The following is a 26,355-nucleotide window of genomic DNA, read 5'->3' on the forward strand; positions in this document are numbered from 1 at the left end:
CCCTCGGCCACCGCAAGACCCCATCCGCATCGTGGGCGCGCGCTCAGGCGAGAACCCGCTGGTCACGGGTGGAGTGCCGGGGCCTTCCGGTGGGCCCGACTACTCCTCGCACGCCTCGCTCCAGAACGCGAACACCTCGTCCGTATTGGCGTCTTCCACGTGGAAGTCCGCCAACTCGCCGTCCACCCGTGGCCAGAGAGCCTTGAGATCCTCGCCGTTCACCACCATCCCGAACCAGCTCCGCTCGACCTCGGCCGCATGCCGTACGAGGCCCAGGAGGGACAGGCCGAGGTCGGCACCGCCCTGCGCTGCGGCTGATCCGCTGTCAGCCCCCGGCATTTCATGGCGAGGGTCGCGCGCTGGTGATCGAGGAACGCGGTCAGGGAGGCGCGGTCGCCCGCGGTCGTGGACGACGGTATGCGCGAGTCGTCGGTCGTCCGACGATGATCGCTGGGGCGCCGCCGACGAGCCCGACGGGAGCGCGATGGGGGCAGGGGGGTGTGCCATGGCGGAGTCACGGGTTCCCGGCCGGCCTCCCACCGGGTGGTGAGGCCGGTGACGGCGCATCCGCGTCGTCCGTCGTCACCCGGGTCCCCGGGTGGAAGCGGGAGCAGAGGTACGCGATCACGAGCGCCCCGGCCATCCCGTAGAAGACCCACTGGTTGGCCTCCGCGAAGTCCACCCGGATCGCGTGCATCGAGTCCCGCATGATCTCGGCCGCCCGGCCGTCCCCGGTGGGCTGCCGCGCGTCCGAGTTCCCGGTGACGGACTCCGCGATGCTCTGCGCCGCGTCGTGGGCCGTGCCGCTCGGTACCCCCGCGTCTCGCAGGGTCTCGCCGACCCGGCTCACCGTCACATGCGTCAGTACGGTGCCGAAGACGGCGAGGCCGATGCTCGCAGCGAAGTTGCGGATGGTCTGCGTGACCCCGGTGACCTCCCCGTACGAGGCTCCGATCGAGCGGTTCACCGCGTCGGTGGAGGCGGGAGCGAGCAGCAGGCCGATCCCGGCGCCGGCGATGGCGGCGTAGAGCCACTGGTCGTGCATGGAGAGCTTGGTGAGGTTGGCGGCCCAGAGGGCGAAGCCGACGGCGCCGACGACGGTGCCGAGTCTGATCGCCGGGCGGGCGCCCCGTTTGTCGAGGATGCGACCGCCCCACTGCGAGGCGAGGGCGAACCCGATGAAGAAGTACAGCAGGTAGAGCGCGGCCTGGTTCGGGGACGCGCTCAGGGACACCTGGGCGTAGACCGACGCGAAGAAGAACACGGGTACGAAGGCGAGCATGGCGAAGAAGAGCACGGCCATGTCGACGCTGAACGCCCGGTCGCGGAAGACCTGGAATTTGACGAGCGGGTGAGCGGCCCGGAGTTCGAAGCGGCAGAAGACGGCCAGCACCACCAGGCCGGCCACGATGCACGCCCAGGTCGCGGGGGAGTCCCAGCCCCAGGTGGCCGACTGCTGGAGCCCCAGCACGGTCAGCCCCATGCCGAGGGCCATCAGTACGGCGCCCGGCACGTCCAGAGGTTCGCGGCGGGAGCGGTCCGGGATGTGGGCCAGCAGGGTCAGGACGATCGCGATCACCGCGACCGGCACGTTGACCCAGAAGATGGCCCGCCACGTCCACCCGGTCAGCCAGCCGCCCAGCAGCGGCCCGACCGCGGTGAGGGCACCGGACACACCGAAGAAGAGGGCGAGCGCCCGCCCCCGGCGTTCCACCGGGAACACGGCGATCACGACGGCGAGCGCGGCCGGGAACATGAACGCCGCGCCGACACCCTGCACCGCGCGGAACCCGATCAGCCACGCCTGCGCGAAGTCGCCGGAGGGCACCGCGCCGCACAGCGCGGAGGCGATGACGAAGATCAGCGTTCCGCAGAGCATGACTCTGCGATGCCCGTAGAGATCCGAGAGCCGGCCGCCGAGCGCGAAGAACGCCGCCAGCGTCAGCAGATAGGCATTGACCACCCACTGCATCTGCGAGGAGGTGAGGCCCAGTTCACGGACGATGTCGGGTGCGGCGATGGCCACGATTGTCTGGTCGATGAAGGTCATCGACACGGCGAACAGCATCGCCGCGAGGGCGAGTGACTGGTTCGGCGGCGCGCTCGCCGACGTCCCTCCGGACCCCCGTGGACCTTCCGCACCGCTGGTCGTGTCACCCATGCGACCCATGGTCGCTTCAGGGGCACCAGCCCGCACTCCGGGCGTCAGGCGCGACGGCAGAGCAGGAAGAGGTGCGGCTCGGCCGTCGCCTGCGGATGCGCGGGCGTGAACAGCGAGCTGCGCCCGGACACGACCGTGAAACCGGCGTCCGTCACCAGCGCGGTGAAGGCGGGCCCGTCGAAGCTGGTCACCCGCACCGGGCGGCCCATGAAGAGACCGTCCACGCCCTCCACGTCCAGCGGGACCGTCGCCACGGCCAGCAGCCCGCCGGGCCGCAGTGCCCGGGCGATCCTGGCCAGCAGCACGGCCTGTTCGCCGCGGGTCATCTGGAGAAGCGAGAAGTAGACGCAGGCAGCGTCGAAGGACTCCTCGGCCAGCGGGAGTTCGCGGATGTCGGCGCGCACGAAGGACGCCCCGGGGACCTGCCGGGCCGCCAGCTCCACCATGACCGGGGAGACGTCGACCCCGTGCACCTCGTGACCGGCGGCCACCAGCACCTCGGCCGTCGGGCGGCCGGTCCCGCAGCCGACGTCCAGTACCCGGCTGCGCGGAGCGAGATGCCCGGTCAGCTCCCGCAGGGAGTCCCGGTGTGCCGGCGAGCCGGAGAAGGCCTGCTCGTACTGGGTGCCCAGCGCGTCGAACACCGCAGCCGCCGAGGTACCGCTCACGTCGTCCATGGGTGCGTTCCTTCCGAGGGCCGGCCGGGTCACCCCGGATCGTGCCACCCGGCGCGCCCGCCGACAACGGGGCGCGGCCCGCGGGCGGTCACCGTACGGACGACCGCGTCCCCGGCCTCCGCGTGTGCGGGGACCGGGGACGCGTACGCCGTGCGGGGATCAGGCTCCGGATGCGTCCAGCATGGCCGGACGCTCCACCACCTTGATCCGCTCGCGGCCCTGCTCGGCACCGAGCGCCTTCTCGTGCGCGTCCAGGCGGTGCCAGCCCTCCCACGTGGTGTAGCGGACCCCGCGGCCCTCCAGGTGGGCCACGACCGCGTCGGGCTCGGGCTGCGCCGGGGCGGGCAGACGGCCCTCGGCCCGGTCCTCCAGCAGGCACTCGACGGTCTCGTTGGCGTCACCCTTGGTGTGGCCGATGAGACCGATCGGACCACGCTTGATCCAGCCGGTGACGTACACCGACGTCATGTGCTCCGAGCCGGCGAGCACGCGCCCGGCGGCGTGCGGGACCGTGCCGGAGGCGGGGTCCCACGGGAGCTTCGGGAGCTCGTCGGAGTAGTAGCCGACCGCGCGGTACACGCTCTGCACGTCCCAGTCGGTGAAGTTGCCGGTGGAGCGCACGTTGCCCGTGCCGTCCAGCTCCGTGCGCTCGGTACGCAGACCCACGACGGAACCGTCCTCGCCGAGTACCTCGACCGGCGACTCGAAGAAGTGGAGGAACAGCTTGTGCGGGCGGTCGCCGACATCGCGGATGGCCCAGTTCTCCAGCGTCTGGGCGACCATGTTGGCCTGCTTGTTGCCCCGGCGGGTCTCGATGGAGCCCTCGTCGTAGTCGATGTCCTCGGGGTTGACGATGACCTCGATGTTCGGCGAGTGGTCCAGCTCGCGCAGCTCCATGGGGCTGAACTTCGCCTGGGCGGGACCGCGGCGCCCGAAGACGTGCACCTCCAGCGCCTTGTTGGCCTTGAGGCCCTCGTAGACGTTGGCCGGGATCTCCGTGGGGAGCAGCTCGTCGGCGGTCTTGGCGAGTACGCGCGCCACGTCCAGGGCCACGTTGCCCACGCCGAGCACGGCGACCTTCTCGGCCGTCAGCGGCCAGGTGCGCGGGACCTCGGGGTGACCGTCGTACCAGGAGACGAAGTCGGCGGCACCGTAGGAGCCGTCGAGTTCTATCCCGGGGATGTCGAGCGCGCGGTCGGCCTCGGCGCCGGTCGAGAAGATCACCGCGTCGTAGAAGGAGCGGAGCTCGTCCAGACCGATGTCGTTCGGGTAGTCGACGTTGCCGAAGAGCCGGATCTGCGGCTTGTCCAGCACCTGGTGCAGCGCGGTGACGATGCCCTTGATCCGGGGGTGGTCGGGGGCCACGCCGTAGCGGATCAGACCGAAGGGTGCGGGCATGCGCTCGAACAGGTCGATCGAGACACCCGGGTCCTTGGCGGCTTCGGATTTCAGCAGCGCGTCGGCCGCATAGATTCCGGCGGGACCGGCTCCGACAATGGCGACGCGGACGGGGCGTGTCATGGGGCTGTAGTTCCTTCGTTCCTCGGGGCGGGCGAACGCGGGCAGGGTGCCGTCAAGGTAAGGCTTGACTTACTACACCCCCCTACACGCTATGTCCTCCGCTTCCCGGCCCTGTGACCGGGGTCGCCGGGAGGTGCGGCCGAGACGTGGACGGCCCCGATCCGGAGGGCAGCCGGCATGTACGTGAAAATGGTTTCAGTACTTTTCCGCAAGGGATTGCGGGTGGCCTGGGCGGCTGCTTGACTCGCTCCCGTCCCGCACGAGCCGCGACGGGGGGAGCCCCATGAGCACGGAGAACGACGTACTGGTCCTGGGAGGAGCGGGCGTCGACACGGTCGTGTACGTGCCCGAGCTGCCGCTCCCGTACGCCGACAGCTACATGATCCGCCCCGGCATCACCGCGCGCGCCGGGCAGACCGGCGACTTCGTCTCCCTCGGACTCGCCTCCCTCGGCCTGCGCACCCATCACATCGACCTGATCGGCGACGACCACGAAGGCGACCTGGTACGCGCGTTCCACCGGGACCGGTCCCTCCCCCTCACCGAGGTCCCGCAGCCCCTCGGCACCAAACGTGCGGTGAACCTCGTCGGCCCGGACGGCCGGCGGCTCTCCCTGTACGACGACAGCCGCGCGGCCGGGAGCGACCGGCTGCCGGAGGCCACCGTGCGGGCTCTGGCGGAGAAGAGCCGCCACGCGCACGTCTCGATCACCCACCCGTGCGCCTTCACCCTCCCGCTCCTGCGCGAGGCGGGCCTGACACTCTCCACCGACCTGCACAACTGGGACGGCGTCAACCCGTACCACGAGGCCTTCGCGTTCGAGGCGGACCTCGTGTTCCTCTCCGCCACCGCCCTGGCCGACCCCGCGGCGACCCTGCGCAGGATCGCCGAGCACGGCAGGGCCCGCGTAGCCGTCGCCACCGACGGAGCCGCCGGTGCCCACCTGCTCGTCGACGGCGAGCTGACGCATGTCCCGGCGATCGCCCCGCCCGAACCGGTCGTCGACTCCAACGGCGCCGGCGACGCGTTCGTGGCCGGTTTCCTGCTCGGCCGGCTGACCGGCGAGGAACCCGCACGGTGCGCCCTCTTCGGCGCCGTCGCCGGGGCCTACGCCTGCACCGTGGAGGCGACCCGGGTCGACGCCATCGGCCGTGAGCTGCTGCTCGCCCGGGTAGCGGAGTGGGAAGCGGGCGCCGGGAAGGCGCCCGGCGCCACGACGGGGGCGGCGCGCGTCTGAAACCGGCGCGGCGCTCGGCGTGCGTGCGGTCCGGACGGGGACCACCATCGAGTCAGGTGTCCGCCCCGGGCCGTACGCCCGTATACCCGCGCCGGCGGACCCCGGAAGGCGGTCCCCGTGCCGGAAACACCCCGTGCCCCCTGCCGCGTCACGCTCACCGAGGACGGGCCGCTGCTGCTGGAAGGGCCCGTGGAGGTGACCCTGCCGGACGGCGCCACCGTGGTGTCGGACCGGTTCGTGGTCGCCCTGTGCGTGTGCCGCAAGAGCCGTATCCACCCCTGGTGCGACACCAGCCACCGGCGCCGGGTGAAGGGCGAGGAGGGTGCGGGCGAAAGAGGGAAGGGCCGAGGCTGACGGAGGCAGGCGGTGTCCTGCGCGCTGACGTTGGCGGCCGCGCAGATCGTCAGGCATCCGGCAGGGTGGGCGGGGTCGGGATAGATGGCCGCCGCCTCGCGCAGGATGCGGGCGAACGCGGCGTGCGCGGTGGGTTCCTCTTCGAGGGCGACCCCCATTAAGGCACCCACGGGCGAGCTCCCACAGCTGTGCACCGCTTCCTCGAACAGGGACTTCTTGTCCCCGAAGGCCGCGTACAGGCTGCCGGGCCTGATGCCCATCGCCTCGGTCGGCTCGCCGACGGAGGTGGCCGCATAGCCGCGTTCCCAGAAGAGGCGGGTGGCCACGGCGAGTGCCGCGGCCCGGTCGAAGGTCCTCGGCCGTCCTCGTTTCGCGCGCGTCTCAGTCACGCCTTTCCTCGCTTCCGACGACGCACGCTGGGTGACCGGGCGGGTGATCGACGCGACGGGCGGCTCCGGGCTGTGAGCCGCGCCCTCGGGCGGGAGTACCCTGCGGTGCTGTGCCGCCCGAGGGCCGGAGGGGGCACCGACGGAACACACCCGAGGGCCCGATGTGCCGGTTCCCCGGCCCGCAGACCTCATACGACACGGCCTCCGGCCGGGGAACCGGCGCGTACGGCCCGCACGACCACCAGCTCCTCGCAGTCCGCTTCCCGCCCCAGCAGGCCCCGGTCGCGCAGCCACGTCCTCCGCGAGCGCAGGACCGGCCCCAGCGGAACGCGGGCCCGCTCGCGCACCTCGGCGGGCAGCCCCGCCCGCTCCAGGCGCGCCACGGTCAGGTCCGGGTCGCAGAGCACCGAGTGGACCATCAGCAGCACCCCGCCCGGCCGCAGCGCCTCCCGGGCCCCGTCGCAGACGCGGTCCAGGACGACCCGCCCGTCCAGGCCGGCGTCCCAGGCCCTCGCACGACCGTGCCCGGGGAGCTCGGGCGCCGGTGAGGGTACGTAGGGCGGATTGCACAGCACCAGGTCGTAGGTATGGCCCCGGACGGCGGCGGTCAGATCGCTGCGCCGCACGTCGACGCGGTGGCGATGGAGCCGGGCGTTGGCCCGGGCGGTCAGTACGGCCCGACGGGACAGGTCGACCGCCGTGACCGCCCCGCCGAGCTGGGCGGCACGGATCGCCAGAGCCCCGCTCCCCGTACCGAGATCGAGCACCCTCGTACCCGGCGCGAGGGCCTCGCGTTCGAGCGCCCGCATCAGCAGGCGGGTGTCGTGCTGCGGCGCGTAGACACCGGGCAGGGTGAGGACGAACGGCGCGGGCGATGCCACATCGGTGGCCATCGGGACTCCCTCGGACGTAAGGATGAGCGGTCTGTCCCAGGTTGGGGCGGAATCGCCCCGGTCACCACTCGGCGCTGTCGGCGCCGACTTCCCGCGGGAGACCGCTCTCAGCGGGCGGGTACCTCGCGCCAGCCCGCCAGCAGCCGTTCCCCGAGCCGTTCCTCCAGGAAGCCGGTGGCGGTGATGCCGAACGCGACGTCGGCCGCCAGCTCCGGCTCGTCCGCGAGCAGCCCCGCGACGACCTCGCGTCTGACCACCTGCTCGTGCACGGCGTCCGCCTCGACGTGCTCGGTGTAGAAGAACTCGGCGGCGGTACCCGCCCCGACGCGCCGCATCGCCTGAGCGAGGCGACGCGAGGCGGGTGACGAGGTGATCTCCACCGCCGCGAAATGACCCACCAGAGCGCCCCGCAAACGCCGGTGCAGGCCGAACAGCGACATCAGATTGACCAGGGCGAGCATCTCGGCGTGGCCCTCGTCCAGATAGTGGCCGTAGGCGGTCTCCAGCCCCAGGTCCGCCATCAGGTCCGCGAAGAGACGCGCGTGCACGCGCTCCGCGCGCCCGGCGCCGAACTCGTCGTACTCGACCGCCGCCATTCCCGCCTTGGCCCGTCCACCGAGTCGCGGCAGCACCCAGGCGTGCGGGTCGGCCTCCTTCAGGTGGTACAGCGACCGCTGGACGGCGTACTCGCGGACGTGCCGCAGCTCCCCGTGGTCCTTGAGGAAGTCCGACACCCCCTGGCCGTGCACCGGTTCCACCAGGAGCCCGGCCAGGGCGTCCTCCAGGGACCCGGCGCCCGTGGCGTCGCGGCGCAGCGCGGTCAGGAAGGAGTCCTCGGCGCCCCTCCGCACGGCCAGCAGATCCGGGTCCCACTCCAGATCCGGGTCCACCCCCGCGAACCCCCGGTAGTGCAGCTCGTAGCACGCGTACAGCGCCAAGTGGAGATCCTCGCCGTACGGATCGGCCGCACGGGCGTCCCCGGGCTGCGGCAGACCGCCCGCACCCCGCAGACGAGCCAGTACGGCTTCCGACAACGGCCCCCGGGCGCAGGGAAGTTCCGGTGAACGGTGCGCTCCGCCCTCGTACGCGTCCATCGTCAGCCCCGGGGGAGCAGGGACCCGAGGGGCCCCAGGTCCAGGTTGAGGTCCTCGGGACGTACGCCGTGCTGCTCGCAGAGCTCGGTCATCCGCTGGTCGAGCATCATCAGGGTGGCCCCGATCTCGTCGGCCTGCTCGTCGGTGAGATCGCCCTGGTCGACCCGGCGGATCGCCTGCCGTTCCATGAGCTGACGCAGCAACTCCACCACGGTGAGGACGAGCGTGACGAGGTCACGTCCCATCCGCTCGCGATCGAGGTCGAGCCGGGCCCCGGTCACAGCGGTCCTCCGTCGGCCCAGGGCGCGGGCACGCGTTCGCTGACCGAGGACAGCAACGCGTGCAGCGACAGCCGTACCAGCGGAACGTCCGCGATGGCGATCACCAGATCCCCGCTGATGACCACTCCGGTCGCGAGCACACGGTCGAGCAGATCGACCAGCGGCACCCCGATCGGGCCACTCAGCGGCTCGGCCGAATCCCACGGCACCACCTCGCGGTTCATCCCTCCACCTCGCCCACGAACGAGTACGGCACCCAGGGACCCGACAGCGCGACCTCCACGTCGCCCGGCTCCCGCAGTGAATCCGCCAGCCGGTGCAACTCGGCCGACCTGGCCTCCGCCACCAGATAGGTGGCGTTGAGGACCTGCACGCCCTGGCCGTCGCCGGAGGCGGCGGCATGCAGCCGCAGGCGGCGGGCATCCACCGCGACCCCGCGGAACGCCTCGTCCACCGCGTCCGCCCTGAGTCCCGCTTCGACGTGACGGCGCTGCCGGCTCTCCTGGATGTCGCGGCGCCGGTTCAGATAGGCGAGCCCCGAACCCGCGGCGGGCCTGGCCCGATCCGGTGGCGCGGCCGCCGATTCCTCCCGGCTCGCGGTGTCTCGGGCCGCCGCGGGGGACAGGAACACCTTGACACCCCACTCCGCGTGGTGGGCGACCCGGTCGAGAGCGCGGTCGAACCGTGCCGCCTGCGACGCGAGCGCCGCCCGGGCGCTCCCGTCACCGTGGTAGAGCGTGGCCATGGGGAGCGGCACGGTGGGCGCGCAACCGGCGACGGCGGTGACCACACCATGGTGCGCCCGCGCGTAGCGCTCCAGCTCCTCCTGGTCGGCCAGCCGTTCCTGCCACACCTCGTCGGTGAAGTCGTCCGCCCGCACGGTCTGCACGACGGCCGAGAGACGTGATCCGAGCGGCAGCGCGCGTACGGGCTCCTCGCCGGTGAGGCCGGGCAACCCGCCGAGGGAGACGGGGGCGAGGTCCCGGCACACGGCGAAGATGTAGAGGGCGCCGCTCCCGGGGCCGGAGCCGCTTCGAAGGGTACGGGTCATGTGCGTGCGCGCTCCCTGGATCTCTTCCGTTCGTCGGCGTCGGCAGGGGACTCCAACGCCTTGATGCGTGCGCGTAGTTCGCGGTTCTCCTCCTGGATGGCGCTGCGCGACGCGCGTGAACTGAGCGCGGGATCGGTCTCCCACCAGTCGATTCCGGCCTTCTTGGCCGTGTCCACCGAGGCCACGAAGAGCCGGAGCCGGATGGTGAGCAGCTCGATGTCCAGGAGATCGATCTTGATGTCTCCCGCGATGACGATTCCCTTGTCGAGCACCCGTTCCAGGATGTCGGCGAGGTTGGTCGTCTGCGGACCGGGAATGGTGTCGCCGGTCTGCCGGTACGTCATGTCCGTCACCGCCGCCCACCCCCTCTCCGCTTCCGGGGACGAGGTGCTTCTTCCTCTTCTTCCTCTTCTTCCTCGTCGTCTTCCTCGTCCTCGCCGTCTACGTCGTCGTCCTCCTCTTCGTCCTCGTCCTCGTCCTCGCCGTCTTCCTCTTCGTCTTCGTACTCGTCGTCGTCCGCCCCCTCCTCGTCTTCGTCTTCGGCCTCTTCGTCCTCGAAGTCGCCGTCCTCTTCAGCCTCGTCGTCCTCGTACTCGTCCTCCTGACCGTCCTGCTCTTCCTGCTCTTCCTCCTCCGCCACGGCGTCCTCGTGGGAGACCACGACCTCTCCGTCACGGATCTCGCCGCGCCAGCCCTCGGGAGGCTCGGCGCTGAGGGTGACGTAGCGCTGGAAGTGCTTGAAGTCCAGGCGGATGCGACGCCCCTGGACGCGCCAGAGGTTGCCCGTCTTCTCGAAGAAACCCGCCGGGTAGTACTCGACGACCAGGACGATCCTGGTCAGGGAGGGCGCCAGCTCGTGGAAGCTGACGGCACCGCGCGTGCTGCCCTTGGCTCCCTCGGAGGTCCACACGATTCGTTCGTCGGGAATCTGTTCCTGCACGGTGGCCTTGAAGCCGCGGGACGAAGGACCGATCTTCACCTTCCAGTCGCTCTCCATCTCGTCGCCCATGGAGACGCTCTGGACACCCTTGGTGAAGCTGCTGAACTGGTCGTACTGCGTCCAGTGGTCGTACGCCTCGCGCAACGGCACGCCCACATCGAGTACTTCGATGATGTTCATCGACTTTCCGCCCGACTTGCTCTTCCCGCCGCCTTTTCCACCGCCTCCGTCCCCGCCGCCTCCGCCGAAGGCTTCCTTCGCCTTGCCCACGACGTTGTCCTTCACTCCCTTGGCCTTCTCGGAGACGAAGGCCTTCAGCGGTGACTCCCCTTGCAGGACACGCGCGCCGATGGCGGGCAGGGACCCGCCGTTCTTTGCGACATCGGTGAGCTGACTGGTGACGTCCGTGAGCTTCTCCCCGGCCTTCCCGGCCAGTCGCTCCACCTGACCGGAGAGGTAGCCCGAAAGCTCCTCGCGCAGCCGCTCGACACCTGACAGCTGGTCCTCGGGACCGTCTTTCTCGTTGCTGGCCATGACTCGCTACCTCCGCCGATCGGCGCGCTTGGAAGCCGTCCGCTTGGACGACGACGTCTTCTTGGCTGCCGCGGTCTTCTTGGCGGGGGCCTTCTTCGCGGCCGTCTTGCCCGCGGTCTTCTTGGCGGGAGCCTTCTTGGCTGCGGTCTTTTTGGCGGGAGCAGACCTCTTGGCGGGTGCCGACTTCTTCGCCGCCTTCTTCGCGGGAGCGGTCTTCTTGGCCGGAGGCGCCTTCTTCGCCGCCTTCTTGGCGGGCGCCGACTGCTTGGGCTCGGCCTTCTTGGCCGGGGCCTTCTTCGCCGCCGCCTTCTTCGCGGGGGCCTTCTTGGCGGCACCATGCGAGGGGGGCGCGTCTGAGCGCTTACGGGAGCGGGGGCGCGGGGTCGGCTCCTCCTCGGGCTCGTCCTCCTCTTCCTCAGGCTCCTCTTCTTCGTCCTCGGGCTCGTCCTCTTCTTCGTCGTCGGGCTCTTCCTCGGGCTCCTCTTCTTCGTCCTCGGGCTCGTCCTCTTCTTCGTCGTCGGGCTCTTCCTCGTCCTCGGGCTCCTCCTCTTCGTCGTCGGGCTCTTCCTCGTCCTCGGGCTCCTCCTCTTCGTCGTCGGGCTCTTCCTCGGGCTCCTCCTCTTCTTCCTCCTCGCCCTCGTACTCCTCGTCCTCGTCCCCGCCTTCGATCTCCTCGGCCGGGCGCCCTCGTTCGCCGAGGCGGGCCGTGCGCTCGCCGATCGCCTCGGCCAGCGAGACCATCCCGCGGTTGGCGGCCGCCGAGACCGCCTCACGGCCCGCTTCGAGCACCTCACCGCGCAACTGCTCCTGCAGTTCGGCGATCTGCGGCACGTCGCTCAGCCGCCTCATTCCCTCGGCCGCGAGCTGCTTGGGTTCGAGGCCGAACCGCCGTCCCGCCAGGTAGGTCGCGACCGTGATCGCGAGCCTGCCCTTCTTCGTCCGTCCCAGTACGTATCCGCCCACCACCGCGGCAGCGAGCGTCACCTTGGCCGTGTCGTCCATGGTTCAGTCACCTTCGATCGTCCGGTTCGCCGCCACGCCTTCGGCGTGGAGCCGGTCGAGCAGCAGTTCCTCTTGACGCTCGAACTCCTCGATGTCGATGTGGCCGTCCTCCAGTTCTCGGCTGAGCGCCGCCAACTGGGCCCTGAGGACGGTGGGGTCGTTCAGTTCGCGCTCCGCGGCGCCGTGCACCTTGTCCGCCACCCACACCACGCCGCGCACGGGGGCGAGGGGGAGCAGGAGAATCCCGGTGATCAGCCCCATGCCGCACCTGTCCGGGCCGGAGCGGGCGAGGTGGTGCCGGTCGCGAAGCTGTAGCAGGGCAGCGGGCCGACGACTCTGAGGTCGACGTGGTCGGGGCGTGCGTCGGCAAGGCGTCGTGCCGAGTCACGGAACTCGCTCTCCCGGGCCCGGTCGACCAGGAACGACACGTTGAGCGCACAGTCGCGCACCTCGGGCCCCTTGGACACCGCGTGGGCCATGGAAGTGAGCTCGGCCAGGATCTCCTCCCCTGCCTCGGCCGCCCTGCGCGCCAGCGCCTTCGCCACGGCCTCACCCAGTCGAACGGAAGCCTCGTAGCCCGGCGTCCGGCGGGCGTCCTGCCGGAGCCGGCGTACCTGCGGCTCGTCGGCGACCACCGCGGCGAGCGAGTCCTGCGCGGGGAACACCTTGACGTTGATCTCCACACGTCCGGCCAACTGCTCCAGGGCCTCCAGGCAGGCCTTCTCGGTGGCGGCCAGTTGCTGGAGTACGGTCTGCTCGCCCGTCGCCACCATGCCGAAGCGCATGGGCAGTACGGAGTCGACCTCCGCGAGCCTGACCAGCAGTTCCTGGTGCGCCATGAGGTCCCGTCGGCGGGCGCGCAGCCGTGCGGGCGCCTCGCTGACCACGGCACGCACCGCTCCCCGTCCGATGGCCGTGAGGCGCGCGGGGGGAGTGCCGACACCGCTCAGTCCGGTCGGCACCGCCGTGGTGTGGCGGACGATGCCGTAGACGTACACGCCCTGCGTCGGCATGGCTCAGGCCTCCACGGGACGACGGCGGCGGGCGCTGCCGGAACGCTCGGGGGCCCGCCGCTTCCTGGGGCGTGCGGATTCCTCCGCCTCGTCGGTTCCGTCCTCCGGGTCGGCGTCGCGGTCGTCCGCGCCCACGGCCTTGCGCACGGTGTCCCCGACTGTCGACGCCGCCTTGCGCACCTTGCGCTTGCCGATCGACTTGGCCGCGCTCCCGCCGAGCAGCTCGGGGATCGTGGTGCTGCCGGAATCCCGCTCCAGGTCGAGCCGGTTGCACGCCTCCGCGAACCGCAGATACGTGTCCACACTCGCCACGACGATGCGGGCGTCGATCTTCAGGATCTCGATCCCGACCAAGGACACCCGGATGAAGACGTCGATCACCATGCCGCGGTCGAGGATCAGTTCCAGAACGTCGTAGAGGGTGCCGGAACGTGGCGGGCACGTGACTTCGTCGGAGTAGGAGGTCGTGGCCATGGGGGTCCTTCCGGTTCTGGGGCCGCCGCGTCAATCGTCGGCGGAACCCCGTCGGTAGCGGCGCACTCGGCGGTACTCCACGAGTTCGCCCTCCTGGTCCAGCCGTACCTCGTAGGAGGCGAGCAGGCTCGTGGTGTCAGGAATGCGGGGCACCTCAAGGACATCGACGACGACGCACCAGCCGTCGTCGTCGGCGCGCCGGACGGCGGAGACACCCTCCAGCGGATGCGCGATCAGGCCCTCCAGGCTCTGGCAGGCAGCCTGGGCCGCTCCCTGGGGACCACCGTCCGACGAGCTCTTGCGGACGGCGGACGAGGGATGAGCGGCCCGCTTACGACGTGTCTCTGCCATGGTTCCCAGTCTGGGCGCCACCGCGTTCGGTGCATCTTGGGCGGAGCCATTGGCGCATACCCGCTGGTCGACCGGACGGGGGGTGGTCCTGTCCCGGGGGCCCGATGGGGGAGTGGCGCGCATACTGGAACCACTAGCGGACGGAGGACGCCATGATCGTTCTCGGTGTGATCCTGCTGGTGATCGGTCTGATCACCGGGCTTTCGATTCTCTGGACCATCGGCATCGTGCTGCTGGTCGTCGGGGCGGTGCTGCTCCTGCTCGGTGCCACCGGGCGTGGGGTGGGTGGCAGGCGGCACTACTGGTAGACGTGGCATCCGCTGCGCACGCGGACAGCCCTTGGTCTCCGTCGGCTTCCGGCCGGCCTCCGGCGGGCGGGGCAGGACTCATCCACCACGGTCCGCAAGGCTGTTGACCCATGTACCAGAGGGTGACACCCACCCCCACGAGGGCCGGGTGTCACCCTTTCTGTGCGCCGATACCGCACACTCCGGTCCAAAGTTCCTGCAATATGACAAAGCGTGCATACGGTATTAGATTCCCGTCACAATGAACGTGTGTCAGATCGACCGGAGCGCAGCCTCCCCGCACGGACCGGGAGAGGCACCTCGCGGAGGGGAAACATGACCAACGCCGAGGCCGGTTCCGACACTCCCGCCGAGGCGTCGTCGCCCGCGGCCAAGCTGACCCTGCTCACCCTCACGACGATGGTCGTCGGCTCCATGGTCGGCGCCGGCGTCTTCTCGCTGCCCCGGCGCTTCGCGGCGGAGACCGGTGTCGCCGGCGCCCTGATCTCCTGGGCGGTCGCCGGCATCGGCATGCTGATGCTCGCGTTCGTCTTCCAGAAGCTCGCGGTCCGCAGACCCGACCTCGACGCGGGTGTGTACGCCTACGCCAAGGCCGGGTTCGGCGAGTACCTGGGTTTCTTCTCGGCCTTCGGCTACTGGGCCAGCGCCTGCGTCGGCAACGTGACCTACTGGGTCCTCATCATGTCCACCATCGGGGCGATCGCACCGGCCCTCGGGGACGGCGACACGGCGCTCGCCATCGTGCTGTCGTCGGTGGGGCTGTGGGGGTTCTTCTTCCTCATCCGGCGCGGAGTGAAGGAAGCGGCGGCGATCAACCGGATCGTGACCGTGGCGAAGGTCGTCCCCATCCTCGTCTTCGTGATCCTCGCGCTCTTCTACCTCGACACGTCCGTCTTCGCCGACAACTTCGCCGGGGCCGACTACGCGGGTTCGCTCTTCAACCAGGTGCGCGGCACCATGCTGGCCACCGTTTTCGTCTTCCTCGGCGTCGAAGGGGCCAGCGTCTACTCCCGCCACGCCAAGCGGCGCGAGGACGTCGGCCGGGCCACCATCCTCGGCTTCCTCAGCGTCTTCGCCGTCTTCGCCTCCGTCACCATCGTTTCGTACGGCATCCTGCCGATGGCCGAGATCGCCGAGCTCCGCCAGCCGTCCATGGCCGGGGTCCTGGAAGCGGCGGTCGGCACCTGGGGCAAGGTCTTCGTCAGCGTGGGCCTCATCATCTCCGTCCTCGGCGCCTACCTGGCGTGGACACTGATGGCCGCCGAGGTGCTCTTCGTCGCAGCCAAGGACGAGGACATGCCCCGCTTCCTGGGCCGGTCCACCGCCGCCGACGTGCCCGTACCCGCTCTGCTCATGACGACGGCGCTCAGCCAGCTGGTCCTCGTCATCACCGCGTTCTCGGACGACGCCTTCAACTTCGCGCTCGACCTGACCAGCGCGCTCACCCTGATCCCGTTCCTGCTGGCCGCCGCCTTCGCCCTCAAGATCGCGCTGAGGCCCGAGGAGGAACGTGCCGAGGGCCGCATCACCCGGGGGGAGCTGGTGGTCGCCGCGCTCGCGACCCTCTACACGGCCTTCCTCCTGTACGCGGCGGGACTGAAGTTCGTCCTCGTCTCCTTCATCCTCTACGCCCCGGCGACCTTCCTGTTCATCAAGGCCCGGCGGGAGCAGAACCGCCGCCTCTTCTCACCTGTCGAAGCGGTCATCTGCGCCGTCTCGGTCGCGGGCGCCGTCATGGGTGTGATCGCCCTGGCCGCCGGCTGGATCGAACTCTGACCCGTCCCACCCCGGCCGCTCCGCCGGTGAACCGCGAAAGGCTTCCCATGACTGACACGACCGCCCAGAGTCCCGCCCTCGGCGTCCACTCCGAGGTCGGCAAGCTGCGCAAGGTCCTGGTCTGCGCACCCGGGATGGCCCACCGGCGGCTCACCCCCACCAACGCGGACGACCTGCTCTTCGACGACGTGATGTGGGTGGAGAACGCCCAGCGCGACCACGCCGACTTCGTCAACAAGCTGCGGCAGGCGGACGTGGACGTCGTCGAACTCCACGAACTGCTCGCCGAGACCATGGCGATCCCGGCGGCCCGGGACTGGCTGCTGGACCGCAAGATCACCGCCAACGAGGTCGGCCTCGGGCTCATCGAGAACACCCGCGCCTTCCTGGAGTCGCTGGAACCCCGCCGCCTCGCCGAATACCTGATCGGCGGGCTCGCCACCGCGGACCTCCCCGACGAGTTCCGCTCCGGCTACCTGGCACTGGCCCGCGAGTCGACCGCCGCCCGCGAATACCTCATGCCGCCCCTGCCGAACACCCTGTACACCCGGGACACCACCTGCTGGCTCTACGGCGGCGTCACCCTCAACCCCCTGTACTGGCCCGCCCGCCACGGCGAGACCCTCCTGATGGCCGCCATCTACGCCTTCCACCCCGACTACCGGGGCGCGAAGGTCTGGTGGGGCGACCCGGAACAGGACTGGGGGCAGGCCACCTTCGAGGGCGGTGACATCATGCCCGTCGGCAACGGCATCGTCCTCATGGGCATGAGCGAGCGGACCTCGCGCCAGGCCATCACCCAGGTCGCCGCCTCCCTCTTCCGTGACGGAGCCGCCGAGCGCGTCATCGTCGCCGGCATGCCCAAGCTGCGTTCCGCCATGCACCTGGACACCGTCTTCACCTTCGCCGACCGCGACGTCGTGACGCTCTATCCGAGGATCATGGACGCGGTCCACAGCTTCTCCCTCCGGCCCAGCGACAAGGCGCCGGGCGTCGAGATCACGGACGAAGGCTCCACCCCCTTCGTCGACGTCGTGGCCGAGGGACTCGGACTGCCCGCGCTGCGGGTCATCGAGACGGGCGGCGACGTGTACGCCTCCGAACGCCAGCAGTGGGACAGCGGCAACAACGCCGTGGCCCTGGAACCCGGCGTCGTCTTCACCTACGACCGCAACACCCAGACCAACACCCTGCTGCGCAAGGCGGGCGTGGAGGTCATCACCATCGTCGGTGCGGAGCTGGGCCGCGGGAGGGGCGGCGGCCACTGCATGACCTGCCCGCTCGTCCGCGACCCCGTCTCCTTCTGACCCGCCACCTCCCCGGGGCGGGTCTCCGGCGGTCAGGCGGTCAGCTTCCCGGGGAGCCAGGCGAGCTGCGCGGCCTCCTGGTGGGGGCCGCCGCCCTCGTGGTCGTTGAAGTCGTACACCTCTATCGACTTGTCCGTGTGGGCGTACGCGTTGAACGCGGCGAACACCGTGGACGGCGGGCAGGTGAGGTCCTCCAGCGCCGTCGAGAACAGCGCCGGCGCCGAGGCCCGCGCGGCGAAGTGCACCCCGTCGAAGTAGGCGAGCGTCTCCTTGACCCGAGCGGTGCGGCCCCGGTGCGTCTTGAGGTAATCCCCCACCTCGCGGTAGGGGTTGCGGTCGGTCACCGTGAGGGCGCGGGGGAAGTCGCAGAGGAACGGGACGTCCGGCGCCACGGCAACCAGGTCCGGCACCAGACCGGCGACCGCGAGCGTGATGCCGCCGCCCTGGCTGATGCCGGCCGCAGCGGTGCGCGACGCGTCGACGAGCGGGTGGGAGCGGGCGGCCTCCACGGCCCGGACCGCGTCGGTGTACAGCCGACGGTAGTAGTACTCGTCCGGGTCCTCGATGCCCCGGGTCATGACCCCCGGGAACGCGGGCCCGCTGCCCACCGGATCGGCGGTGTCGCCACCGGCCCAGCCGCTGCCCTGGCCCCGGGTGTCCATGACGAAGTGCGCGAATCCGGCCGACGCCCAGAGCAGATGGGTGTGGGCCAGGCCGCGCCCGCCGTTGTACCCGATGAACTGCACCACCGCAGGGACCGGTTCGGTGGTGCCCGCCGGAAGCACCAGCCAGCCCTTGACCGGGTGGCCGCCGAAGCCGGCGAAGGTCGCGTCGTACACCTCCACGGTCTTCAGGCCCGTGTCCGTGCGGAGTTCGAAGCGCGCGTCGAGCGGGTGGCTGCGGGTCTCCTCGAGCGTCCTCGACCAGAACGCGTCGAAGTCGGCGGGCTCCGCCGAAGCGCTTCGGTACGTGCGGAGTTCTTCGAGGGGCAGGTCGAACAGGGACATGCGGGCCGCTTTCGTCGCACGGATGAATGATCACACGGTACGTGCGATCACCCGGTCCGCAGAAGCCCGGTTCCGTCCCCGGACGGAGAGGTGTCATGGCCGCCCGACGCGCACCGTGACCGTCTTCGGCCGCTGGTACTCGTCGAGGGCGAGCACGCTCAGGTCCGTGCCGTGGCCCGAGGAACCCCGTCCGCCGTGCGGCAGTTCGGCCGTCTGCACCAGATGGCAGTTGACCCACGCCTCGCCCGCGTCGAGCCGGGACGCCAGATCGATGCCCCGCTCCAGGCCGGTCGTCCACACGCTGGACGCCAGCGCCTGCGGCACACTGTTGGCCAGGGCCAGAGCCTCCTCGACGGTGGCCACCCGCTCCACGGTGAGCAGGGGGCCGAAGACCTCCTCGGTGACCGCGGGGTCGGCCGGTGGCAGGTCGGCCAGCAGCAGGGCCGGGCGCCAGTAGCCCTTCTCCTCGCCCGCCGACGCCTCGACGGTCCCGGTCACCGAGCGGCCCGCCGCCGAGGCGGCCACGATCCGGTCGTAACGGGCCGCCTGGTCCGCGTTGTTCAGCGGTCCGAAGTCACGTCCCGCCACCCGCTCGGACATCGCCGCGCCGAGCAGTGCGACCACGCGCTCGTAGTTCTCCGCCGGCGTGATCACGCGCGCGGGCGCCGCGCAGCTCTGGCCCGCGTTGTACGTCGCCGCCTCCGCGAGCGCCGCGAACGTCCAAGCCGGGGCGTCGGGGAGGACGATCGCCGGGGCGTTGCCGCCCAGTTCGAGGCTGACCCGGCGGGTGCCCGCCCGGGCCGCGACGTCCCGGCCCGCCTCCGGGCTGCCGGTGAACGCGACCATGTCGACCGCGGACTCCACCAGCAGCCGCCCCGTCGCCCGGTCGCCCGGCAGCACCTGGAGCACGCCCTCGCCCAGCACCGCCGCCGCGTGCGAGGCGAGCAGCAGCAGGGAGTCCGGGGTGGTCTCGGCCGGCTTGACCACGACGGTGTTCCCGGCGGCCAGCGCGGGCGCGCACCGCCAGGCCGCCATCATCAGCGGGTAGTTCCAGGGCACCACCACACCGACCACGCCGATCGGCTCCCACCGCACCCAGCTCTCATGGCCGGCCACCAGGGCCCCCGAGGCCGGTACGGTCCGGGTCCGGGCGGCCGTGGCGTAGAACCGGAAGAGGTCGGCCACCTGCGCGACCTCGCCCGCCGTCTCGGACTCCGGCTTGCCGGTCCCGGCCCGCTCGCACGCGGCGTACTCCGCCGCACCCGCCTCGACCGACGCGGCGAGCAGCCCCAGGCGCTCCACCCGCTCCCTCGGGGTGAGGGCGCTCCAGCCGGGCAGCGCCGCCCTGGCGGCCGACACGGCCCCGGCCACCTCCGGCTCCCGCGAGACGGGCGCCGTACCGCGCGCCAGACCGGTGCGGGGGTCGGTGAGGGTCGTCTTCATCGGTGGTTTCCTCCGGGAGTTCAGCTTGTTGTGTCCTGGCCGCGCCCGGAGTCCGGGCCGCCGGTCAGAGGGCGTACGAACGGAGCCACAGCTCCAGCGTGAGGACGAGCCAGAGCTTCCCTCCCTGGCGCGGCAGCAGCGTGCCCCCGCCCTTCAGCCACATGCGGATCGTGTTCTGGCGGAACAGGCCCCGCTCCCGGGCTCCGCGCCCCAGCAGCAGATCGTTGCCGAGGTCCCGCAGCGGACCGGTGAGCCACTGCTGGACCGGCACCCGCATCCCGCTCTTGGGGCGGTCCACGACGGTGCCGGGGAGAAGATCGCGCACCGCCTCCTTGAGGACCCACTTCTCCACCGTGCCCCGGAGCTTGTACACCGGGGGAGTGGCGAAGGCGTGGTCGACCACCCGCCGGTCGAAGAGCGGCGCACGGCCCTCCACGCCCTGGGACGAGGTCAGCCGCTCCACCTTGGTCAGGATGTGGTGGGCACCCTTGGTCCGCAGATTGCAGTGGAGCAACTGGTTGAGCAGGCTGCTCATGCGGTACGGACTCTCCGGGCCGGCCAGCAGGTACGGTTCGACGAAGCGCTGCGGCCGGGGCGCGCCCGCCAGCGCGTCCAGCGCCTGCGGGGTCAGCAGCACCGGAAGGTCCGTCCAGCACTTGCGGTACGACCGCAGATAGGCGGTCGCCCGGTCCTCGTCCCACGGCGCCCCGGGCTCCCGGTGCATCTCCTGCACCAGCATCGGGAGGTTCTTCGGACCGCCGAAGACGGGGTCGCCGCCCTCGCCGTTGAGCACCACCGGCGCCCCCTCGTCGGCCACCGCCTCCGCGAGGAGGAGGTTGGGCACCGTCAACGGGTCGCCCACCGGGCTGTCCAGCAGCGCCGCCGCCTCCGCGAGCCGCGCGGCGACCGTCGCACCGGAGACGTTCAGCACCCGGTGCCTGGTCCCGCAGTGCGCGGCGACGAGGCCCGAGTAGCCCAGCTCGTTGGGGAGTTCGTCACCGAAACTGATGGAGTACGTGCGCACCGGGCGGCTGTGCAGTTTCGCCGCGAGCGCCGTGACCAGCGAACTGTCGATGCCGCCGGAGAGCAGCACCGCCACCGGCTCCGCATCGGGCAGCCGGCAGGCCACCGCGTCCTCCAACAGGGTTCGCAGCCCCAGGACATGGTCCTGCGGGCCGGCGGGCGCGTCCGGGCCGAGCCGCTCGACCGGCTCCCAGTGGACGGTCTCGCTCACCGAACCGTCCGGCGACAGCCGCAGCACCCGGCCCGGCAGCACCTCCCGTACACCCGTCAGCAGCGTCTCCTCACCCGGCAGGTACGCGAAGGTCAGGAACGAGCGGACCGCGGCCAGATTCAGGGACGTGCCCAGCGCCGGCCATCTGCGCAGCGCCCGCAGCGAGGAGGAGGCGGCCCACGCCCCGTCCGCCCGCGCGTAGAACACCGTACGGGCGCCCACGTGGTCGCGGATCAGCACCAGGTCGGTGCCGTCGAGCACCGCCAGCACGAACATGCCCTCGGCGAGCGCCACCCCCTCGGCACCGAGCGACGCCCAGCAGCGCAGCAGCAGTTCGGCATCCGGGCAGCGCGCGGGGGCGGGAGTGCCGTGCTGATCGAGCGCGTCCCGCAGCACCGGTGCGTTGTGGAGGGTCACCTCACCGGTCGCGGTGAGCCCGCACGCGGTGAACGGGCCCTCGGCCGGGCCGGGTTCGCCACGCAGCAGGGCCGCGTCCGCGCGCGGGACGGTGATCTCCGGCCCGACGCCGGGGATCGCGCCCATCGCCCGGACATGGGCGCGGGCCCCGTCCGTCGTGGGGGCCAGACTCATACAGAAGCGCGCCATCGACGGCTCCTCTCCGCTCTGTTCCTCGCCGGGTTTCCTTCATGCGCCACTCCGGCGGATCAGCCGAAGTCGTCGTCGCTCCAGCCGCCGTCGTTCCCGTCGCCCCAGTCGCCGTCCCAGTCGTCGTCCCCCGGATCGGCCGGTCCCCCCGAGTCGCCGCCCGCGCCGCTGTCCCCACCGGAGGCCTGCGCCTGGCGGCGCAGCTCCTCCTCTTCCTCCGGGCTCAGACTCAGCGGCGGCAACTGCGCCTCGGTGACGGCCAGAGCCGTCACCCCGATGCCGGCGAGCAGCAGGCCCATCCGGCCTCCGAACGAGGTGCGGTTGACGGTGAGGGACTCGCCGCGCCCCCACACGGTCCGGCCGTATCCGAGGTCCCGGCCGTAGGTGACGGTGCCGTTGGAGACGCGTTTGACGATGCGGTCGCCGAGGAGCTCGTCGGTCCCCGACGCCCCCACGTCGTCGTGCCAGCGCACCAGCCTCGCCACCGCCGCATCGCGCCGCCGCCACTCCTGCCGGCCGTCCTGGTAGGAGCGGTGCACACTGCCGTCCGCCAGCAGCTCGTCGCTGTAGCCGATCTCTGTGGGCCTCATCATGGTCTGCTGTCCTCAGGGTCTTCCGGTCGGATCGGGCCAGCTCAAGAAACCCGTGGTGCGCAGGTCCCGCAGCCCCGTCCACACCGAGGCGCGCGGCACCCGCGGTCCACGGGTGAGACGCAGCACCCCGCGGACCAGCCGGTCGGGGGGTACGGCGGCGACCTCGGCGAAACGGCCCCGGGCCAGCCACGCCGTCTCCTGCGGCCTGAGGGTGCCGGGCAGCGCGGCCAGTTCCTCCCGCCGGACCGGGCCGCGCCCGGCCGGCAAGCGCATGGCCTGCGCATGGCGCGGTACGAGCCCGAGCGAGGAGACCCGTACGCCGGGGACGGGCCCGAGGGAGGCCCGGACCCGTCCGCGCAGCGCGATCCCCCGGGGGCTCGCGTCGTGGAGCACGTACACCGTCGCCCCGTCCGCGCGCTCCAGCGCGGTGGTCAGCCGCGGGTCGAAGGGCAGCGCGTCGTCCACCGTGAGGACCGGGCAGGCCGCCTCCAGGTGGACGTGGTTGGCCAGCAGCATCCGGGCGATGGCGCGGTCCTGGCAGACCAGGAGCTTGGGCAGCCCGTAGTCGTGGAGGTCGGATTCACTCGTCCGCGCGGGGGCGGGTGCCTCCTCCGGCGGGGGCGGCAGCAGACCCGGCACCGTGTTCCGGCCCCGGGCGTCCAGCGCGCGGCTGAACGACGACAGCCGCAGACTGGGCCGCGCGGTGCGCGGAACCCGGCTCAGTACGGTCAGCGCCGGATCGAGGACCCGGCAGGTCTCGAAGTACAACTGCCGTTCGGTGAAGCGGAGTCCGCCCGGTTCGGCGGCCCGCGCGGCGGCGGTGTCGATCGCGGCGTCCAGGGCCGCGTCCAGCGCACGGGCGAGCAGGCGTGGGCGTGGGCCGCCGGACGGGTCCGGGAAGGGGCGCGCACCGCCGGCGGGAGGGCGTCGCAGCGTCATGAGGTGCTCCTGTCGCGCTGGTCGTACGTGCCGGGGGCGCGGGAGGCGCCGCGGGGCGGCGGCTGCCCGGCGGGGTCCGGCCAGGTGAGGAACCCGTGGGAGAGCGGGCTCCCGGGAAGATCCGGCCTCGGGGCCGGGGCTGTCACGGCGTGCTCGACCGCCCTGGTGACGGCGTCGGCGAGGACCGGGGGCGGCACGGCGGCGATCGGCCACCACCAGCCCTCGGCCAGCCGGGCGGCCTCGTGCTCGGGCAGACCGGCCACCGTACGCAGCAGTTCGGCCTCGCACCCCGAACCGCCGGAGAAGCGGCGGACGGCGTGCGGGTTGCGGGCGACGGTCCCCGGCCGGAGACCCGCGTCCACGACGGTGCGGCCGGGATGCGCCGCCCGGAGCGCTGGTGCGAGCAGGGCGCCCCCGGCATCCGCGTCGTGCACCACAACGACCGGCAGACCGGCCGGATGACCGGCCAGCAGCTCCAGCGCCTCGCGCACGCGTCCGGGCCCGTCCGTGCCGCCGGCGCGGTCGGCGGCCTTCGTCACCAGCAGGGTGTGCGGCCGGTTCGGGAGCCCGTTCTCCCCGAGGAAGCGTGCGACGACCGGCTCGGCGCAGAGGAGTACCACTTCGGGCGGTCCCGACCGGGTCTTGGCCGCGCGCCGCGCGGCGGCGGCGCCCGCCGTGCGCCTCTCGTCCACCACTCCGCCGGGCAGTCCGCCGTAGGTCGTCGTCCAGGCCCCGTGCATCAGTGCCCTGAACGTGCTCTCCGGCGGCTGGACCAGCGCGAACGCGCCCCGCCCCGGACGGTGGCGCAGCGAGGCCGCCAGGACGAGCACCACCGGCACCAGCCACGCGGCCACGGTCCGGAGCCCGCCGTGCGTCACGACCGCACCCGCCACCAGCGCGGCGGAGAGCGGCAGCGCGACTGCCCAGCGCAGCCACGCCCGGACACCGCGCGGCCGGGACGCCTCCGAGAACGGGTTGGACGACCGGGACGCGTACCAGAGCTGGGTCAGGGTGATCCTCAGCCGGCCGTTGCCGGTCGCCCGCTCGACGCAGCGCCGGATGCGGACGTCGTGCATCCCGGCCCCGTCCGACCACGGGTCCAGGGCGTAGCGCCGCCCGCAGCGCACACATCTGCCGCCGACGCGTTCCTTGCGGGTGATCCGCACCTCGCAGCCCGGGCAGATCACTCGCCCGGCTCCCGTCCGGTACCGGGGGAGGGCCAGGTCAGGAAGCCCAGACCGGCCGCCCCGGCGCGGGCGGGATCGGGCCGTCCGGTGGCCCGGGCCGCGCACCGCGCGACGACGTCCAGCAACCGGGCCGGAGGCAGCCCGACGAGTGGGAACCCCCAGCCCTGCCCCAGCCACTTCAGCTCCGCATCGCCGAACTCGCCGAGAGCCGCGAGTTCACGCCGCGCCGCCGCGTCGGGCCTGCGCCACCGGTCGCGCACCGGCACCGCCTGGGCCAGGCCGCGCACCTTGCCCACGGGGAGCCCGGCGTCGACCACCCTGGTCCGCGGGAACGCGTCGCGGGCACGCCGGACGAGGAGCACCCCGTGGGCGTCCGCGTCGTGCAGCACGATCACCGGCCCCCGCGGTGCCAGGCCCACGGCCTCGTCGAGGGTCCGGACCAGCACCAGACCGTAGTGGCCGGCCACACCCTCCGCCGCGAGGACCGCGATGACCGAAGGATCGGGGCAGAGCAGGACCCCGGCGCCCGGCTCGGGCTTCCGAATGGAGAGCGGGGCGCCGTAAGGGCTCCGCTCCCGCACGGGCTCGTCCACCAGGCCGGGCGGCAGGTCGCCGTACACCCTGAGCCACGGGGCGAGGACCGCCGAGCGGAACGCGTCGCGGTCCACCGGCGGGACGCCCCGCCCCGCCCCCGTCCCGCGGGCGACGACCACCGACAGCGACACCAGAAGGAAGACCGACCCGGTGAAGAAGGCCGGTACGAAGGGGACCAGCAAACCGGCGAGCAGGAGGGCGGCGCCCGCCACCGCCAGCAAGGGGTTCCAGACCGCGCCGAGGCGGCTGGTCCGCAGCGAACGGCGCGACAGGGCGTACCACAGCTGGCCGGGGGCGACCGCGACATGGCCGTCGGCCGACAGCGCGGCCATCACCCGCCGCACCCGCAGATCGCTGAGCCCCAGCGTGTTGGTCTTCGGATCCAGTGCGTAGAGGCGCCGGCAGTACGCGCACCTGTTGCCGGGACGTTCCTTGCGGAGCAACTGGTGCTCGCAGTGCGGACAGATCACCGGCGGGCCTCCAGCGCCGTGGCCACCCGGCGCAGCCGGCCCGCCAGCCGTTCCCGGACCGTGGCCGGGGCGATGCCCACGACGTTCTGGCGCTCCTCCACGGAACGCAGGGCCGCCGCCAGGGCCCGGAAGTCGGTGGTGGCCGCCGTGGCGAGAGCCCCGCCGCGAGGCTCCGGCAGATCCCCGCCGAGGGCCCGGCGCTCCGCCTCCGGGGCGGTGATCGCGTAGTCCTCGTGGTCGATGCCGTACCCCGTGTTCGCCGCGACGATGGTCAGGGGCCGCTTTCCCCGGTTGGCGAAGGAGTGGGGCACCATCTCGGGGATGCGGATGAGCATCCCCGGCAGGAGGGGCACGTCGGTGGTCCTGCCGCGCTCGTCGTCGTACAGACCGCACGAGGCGTGGCCGAGCGACAGCACGTAGTGCTCGCCGCCGTGGGCGTGCGGGGTGAACGCGCTGCGGGGCCCGACCATCCCCAGCTTCACCGTCGCGTTGGACGGCCGCTCCGGAGACGTCCCGGCGTCCCCCACCAGATAGTGGGCGAACTGGCCGTCGTCGATGAAGGGGATCATCCCGCCGCCGGGACCCAGCGGACGGCAGTCGTCACGGTCGGCGACGAGGACGGAGCCGTCCGGCCGCACATGGTAGAGGCGGACACCACGGGGCAGCGCCCCGCGTACCCGGTCCGGTATCTCCCCGCCCGCGCCCATCGCGCCTCCCCCTGCCCCCGAGACGCGCGGCGCGCGCGTCTCGGGGGCATCGTAGGGCCGGACGAGGCCCGAGCGGGAGGCGTGAGCACGTCTCTCCGGTGAAGTCGCGGTGAACGGGAGGCGCGAGGGGCGGACGAACGGCGCGGCGGACGGCCGCCGCACGCCCGAATGGCGGCACCCAGGACCGGGGCCTAACGTCGGACGGGTAACGC

Annotated in this window: 29 protein-coding genes and 2 pseudogenes; 6 read left to right on the top strand and 25 right to left on the bottom strand. The window is 72.0% G+C overall.

Annotated elements, in window-relative coordinates:
* Positions 1-99: 99 nt before the first annotated feature.
* The 4 genes from ACWCSV_RS10875 to ACWCSV_RS10890 form a co-directional block, all read right to left on the bottom strand.
* Positions 100-339: a mycothiol transferase gene (locus tag ACWCSV_RS10875; RefSeq protein ID WP_451140684.1), complete on the bottom strand. Its 240-nt coding sequence runs from the start codon at positions 337-339 to the stop codon at positions 100-102.
* A gap of 175 nt (positions 340-514) precedes the next feature.
* Positions 515-2,161 carry an MFS transporter gene (locus ACWCSV_RS10880; RefSeq protein ID WP_451140686.1) on the bottom strand — a complete coding sequence of 549 codons (1,647 nt, stop codon included), beginning with the start codon at positions 2,159-2,161 and terminating at the stop codon, positions 515-517.
* A 44-nt stretch (positions 2,162-2,205) separates the two neighbouring features.
* Positions 2,206-2,838 (bottom strand): class I SAM-dependent methyltransferase, encoded by a 633-nt coding sequence (locus ACWCSV_RS10885; protein WP_451140688.1) that lies wholly within the window; start codon positions 2,836-2,838, stop codon positions 2,206-2,208.
* A gap of 159 nt (positions 2,839-2,997) precedes the next feature.
* Positions 2,998-4,359, bottom strand: a complete 1,362-nt coding sequence (locus tag ACWCSV_RS10890; protein WP_451140690.1) for an FAD-dependent oxidoreductase — start codon at positions 4,357-4,359, stop codon at positions 2,998-3,000.
* Positions 4,360-4,642: 283 nt separating this feature from the next.
* On the opposite strand from ACWCSV_RS10890, the gene ACWCSV_RS10895 reads away from it, so the two are divergent.
* Both ACWCSV_RS10895 and ACWCSV_RS10900 read left to right on the top strand, forming a co-directional pair.
* Positions 4,643-5,596: an adenosine kinase gene (locus ACWCSV_RS10895; RefSeq protein WP_451140692.1), complete on the top strand. Its 954-nt coding sequence runs from the start codon at positions 4,643-4,645 to the stop codon at positions 5,594-5,596.
* A gap of 117 nt (positions 5,597-5,713) precedes the next feature.
* Positions 5,714-5,950 (top strand): CDGSH iron-sulfur domain-containing protein, encoded by a 237-nt coding sequence (locus ACWCSV_RS10900; RefSeq protein ID WP_451140694.1) that lies wholly within the window; start codon positions 5,714-5,716, stop codon positions 5,948-5,950.
* 254 nt (positions 5,951-6,204) lie between these two features.
* On the opposite strand, the pseudogene ACWCSV_RS10905 reads toward ACWCSV_RS10900, so the two are convergent.
* Positions 6,205-6,339 (bottom strand): annotated as a pseudogene (locus tag ACWCSV_RS10905) (TetR/AcrR family transcriptional regulator); the annotation flags it as partial.
* Between ACWCSV_RS10905 and ACWCSV_RS10910 the strand changes: the two are divergent.
* Positions 6,275-6,415, top strand: a pseudogene (locus ACWCSV_RS10910) (3-oxoacyl-ACP reductase); the annotation flags it as partial. The pseudogenes ACWCSV_RS10905 and ACWCSV_RS10910 overlap by 65 nt on opposite strands.
* Before the next feature lie 112 nt (positions 6,416-6,527).
* On the opposite strand, the gene ACWCSV_RS10915 reads toward ACWCSV_RS10910, so the two are convergent.
* The 12 genes from ACWCSV_RS10915 to gvpO form a co-directional block, all read right to left on the bottom strand.
* A complete protein-coding gene (locus tag ACWCSV_RS10915) occupies positions 6,528-7,232 on the bottom strand; it encodes a HemK2/MTQ2 family protein methyltransferase (protein WP_451140696.1) in 705 nt (234 codons plus the stop codon).
* Positions 7,233-7,339: 107 nt separating this feature from the next.
* Positions 7,340-8,326 carry an iron-containing redox enzyme family protein gene (locus tag ACWCSV_RS10920; RefSeq protein WP_451140698.1) on the bottom strand — a complete coding sequence of 329 codons (987 nt, stop codon included), beginning with the start codon at positions 8,324-8,326 and terminating at the stop codon, positions 7,340-7,342.
* A gap of 2 nt (positions 8,327-8,328) precedes the next feature.
* Positions 8,329-8,607 carry a gas vesicle protein K gene (locus ACWCSV_RS10925; protein WP_451140700.1) on the bottom strand — a complete coding sequence of 93 codons (279 nt, stop codon included), beginning with the start codon at positions 8,605-8,607 and terminating at the stop codon, positions 8,329-8,331.
* The gene (locus tag ACWCSV_RS10930; protein WP_327179772.1) at positions 8,604-8,831 is read right to left on the bottom strand and encodes a gas vesicle protein; all 228 of its coding nucleotides are present in this window, start codon (positions 8,829-8,831) and stop codon (positions 8,604-8,606) included. The genes ACWCSV_RS10925 and ACWCSV_RS10930 overlap by 4 nt, the downstream gene beginning before the upstream one ends.
* Entirely contained in the window at positions 8,828-9,658 is an 831-nt protein-coding gene (locus tag ACWCSV_RS10935) for a GvpL/GvpF family gas vesicle protein (RefSeq protein WP_451140702.1), read from the bottom strand. Before ACWCSV_RS10935 ends, ACWCSV_RS10930 begins: the two co-directional genes overlap by 4 nt.
* The gene (locus ACWCSV_RS10940) at positions 9,655-10,011 is read right to left on the bottom strand and encodes a gas vesicle protein (RefSeq protein ID WP_451140704.1); all 357 of its coding nucleotides are present in this window, start codon (positions 10,009-10,011) and stop codon (positions 9,655-9,657) included. The genes ACWCSV_RS10935 and ACWCSV_RS10940 overlap by 4 nt, the downstream gene beginning before the upstream one ends.
* The gene (locus ACWCSV_RS10945; RefSeq protein WP_451140706.1) at positions 10,008-11,132 is read right to left on the bottom strand and encodes an SRPBCC family protein; all 1,125 of its coding nucleotides are present in this window, start codon (positions 11,130-11,132) and stop codon (positions 10,008-10,010) included. The genes ACWCSV_RS10940 and ACWCSV_RS10945 overlap by 4 nt, the downstream gene beginning before the upstream one ends.
* Before the next feature lie 6 nt (positions 11,133-11,138).
* A complete protein-coding gene (locus ACWCSV_RS10950) occupies positions 11,139-12,134 on the bottom strand; it encodes a histone protein (RefSeq protein WP_451140708.1) in 996 nt (331 codons plus the stop codon).
* A gap of 3 nt (positions 12,135-12,137) precedes the next feature.
* Positions 12,138-12,395, bottom strand: coding sequence for a gas vesicle protein GvpG (locus tag ACWCSV_RS10955; protein ID WP_451140710.1), 258 nt, complete (start codon positions 12,393-12,395; stop codon positions 12,138-12,140).
* On the bottom strand, positions 12,386-13,147 hold the full coding sequence (locus tag ACWCSV_RS10960) for a GvpL/GvpF family gas vesicle protein (RefSeq protein WP_451140712.1): 762 nt from the start codon (positions 13,145-13,147) through the stop codon (positions 12,386-12,388). Before ACWCSV_RS10960 ends, ACWCSV_RS10955 begins: the two co-directional genes overlap by 10 nt.
* 3 nt (positions 13,148-13,150) lie before the next feature.
* Positions 13,151-13,621: a gas vesicle structural protein GvpA gene (locus ACWCSV_RS10965; RefSeq protein WP_451140714.1), complete on the bottom strand. Its 471-nt coding sequence runs from the start codon at positions 13,619-13,621 to the stop codon at positions 13,151-13,153.
* Positions 13,622-13,651: 30 nt separating this feature from the next.
* Positions 13,652-13,972, bottom strand: coding sequence for a gas vesicle protein GvpO (gene gvpO, locus ACWCSV_RS10970; RefSeq protein ID WP_451140716.1), 321 nt, complete (start codon positions 13,970-13,972; stop codon positions 13,652-13,654).
* Between the two features lie 152 nt (positions 13,973-14,124).
* Here gvpO and ACWCSV_RS10975 point away from each other — a divergent pair, with 152 nt between their 5' ends.
* The 3 genes from ACWCSV_RS10975 to arcA all read left to right on the top strand — a co-directional run bounded on the left by ACWCSV_RS10975 (position 14,125) and on the right by arcA (position 17,363).
* Positions 14,125-14,280 (top strand): DUF6131 family protein, encoded by a 156-nt coding sequence (locus ACWCSV_RS10975; protein ID WP_451140718.1) that lies wholly within the window; start codon positions 14,125-14,127, stop codon positions 14,278-14,280.
* A 315-nt stretch (positions 14,281-14,595) separates the two neighbouring features.
* Positions 14,596-16,056: a basic amino acid/polyamine antiporter gene (locus tag ACWCSV_RS10980; protein ID WP_451140720.1), complete on the top strand. Its 1,461-nt coding sequence runs from the start codon at positions 14,596-14,598 to the stop codon at positions 16,054-16,056.
* 47 nt (positions 16,057-16,103) lie between these two features.
* The gene (gene arcA, locus ACWCSV_RS10985) at positions 16,104-17,363 is read left to right on the top strand and encodes an arginine deiminase (protein WP_451140722.1); all 1,260 of its coding nucleotides are present in this window, start codon (positions 16,104-16,106) and stop codon (positions 17,361-17,363) included.
* Positions 17,364-17,395: 32 nt separating this feature from the next.
* Here arcA and ACWCSV_RS10990 read toward each other — a convergent pair whose 3' ends face one another.
* The 8 genes from ACWCSV_RS10990 to ACWCSV_RS11025 all read right to left on the bottom strand — a co-directional run bounded on the left by ACWCSV_RS10990 (position 17,396) and on the right by ACWCSV_RS11025 (position 26,143).
* Positions 17,396-18,370: an acetylxylan esterase gene (locus tag ACWCSV_RS10990; RefSeq protein WP_451140724.1), complete on the bottom strand. Its 975-nt coding sequence runs from the start codon at positions 18,368-18,370 to the stop codon at positions 17,396-17,398.
* A gap of 93 nt (positions 18,371-18,463) precedes the next feature.
* Positions 18,464-19,813 carry an aldehyde dehydrogenase family protein gene (locus ACWCSV_RS10995; RefSeq protein ID WP_451140726.1) on the bottom strand — a complete coding sequence of 450 codons (1,350 nt, stop codon included), beginning with the start codon at positions 19,811-19,813 and terminating at the stop codon, positions 18,464-18,466.
* Positions 19,814-19,877: 64 nt separating this feature from the next.
* Entirely contained in the window at positions 19,878-21,638 is a 1,761-nt protein-coding gene (locus tag ACWCSV_RS11000; protein ID WP_451140728.1) for an asparagine synthetase B family protein, read from the bottom strand.
* Positions 21,639-21,712: 74 nt separating this feature from the next.
* Entirely contained in the window at positions 21,713-22,246 is a 534-nt protein-coding gene (locus ACWCSV_RS11005; RefSeq protein WP_451140730.1) for a hypothetical protein, read from the bottom strand.
* 12 nt (positions 22,247-22,258) lie between these two features.
* A complete protein-coding gene (locus tag ACWCSV_RS11010) occupies positions 22,259-23,185 on the bottom strand; it encodes a hypothetical protein (RefSeq protein ID WP_451140732.1) in 927 nt (308 codons plus the stop codon).
* Positions 23,182-24,372 carry a hypothetical protein gene (locus ACWCSV_RS11015; protein WP_451140734.1) on the bottom strand — a complete coding sequence of 397 codons (1,191 nt, stop codon included), beginning with the start codon at positions 24,370-24,372 and terminating at the stop codon, positions 23,182-23,184. The genes ACWCSV_RS11010 and ACWCSV_RS11015 overlap by 4 nt, the downstream gene beginning before the upstream one ends.
* Complete coding sequence (locus tag ACWCSV_RS11020) at positions 24,369-25,436, bottom strand: hypothetical protein (RefSeq protein ID WP_451140736.1); 1,068 nt, start codon at positions 25,434-25,436, stop codon at positions 24,369-24,371. The genes ACWCSV_RS11015 and ACWCSV_RS11020 overlap by 4 nt, the downstream gene beginning before the upstream one ends.
* A complete protein-coding gene (locus ACWCSV_RS11025; protein WP_451140738.1) occupies positions 25,433-26,143 on the bottom strand; it encodes a cupin domain-containing protein in 711 nt (236 codons plus the stop codon). Before ACWCSV_RS11025 ends, ACWCSV_RS11020 begins: the two co-directional genes overlap by 4 nt.
* Positions 26,144-26,355: the final 212 nt, after the last annotated feature.

The sequence above is a fragment of the Streptomyces sp. NPDC001770 genome (genome assembly GCF_053596135.1).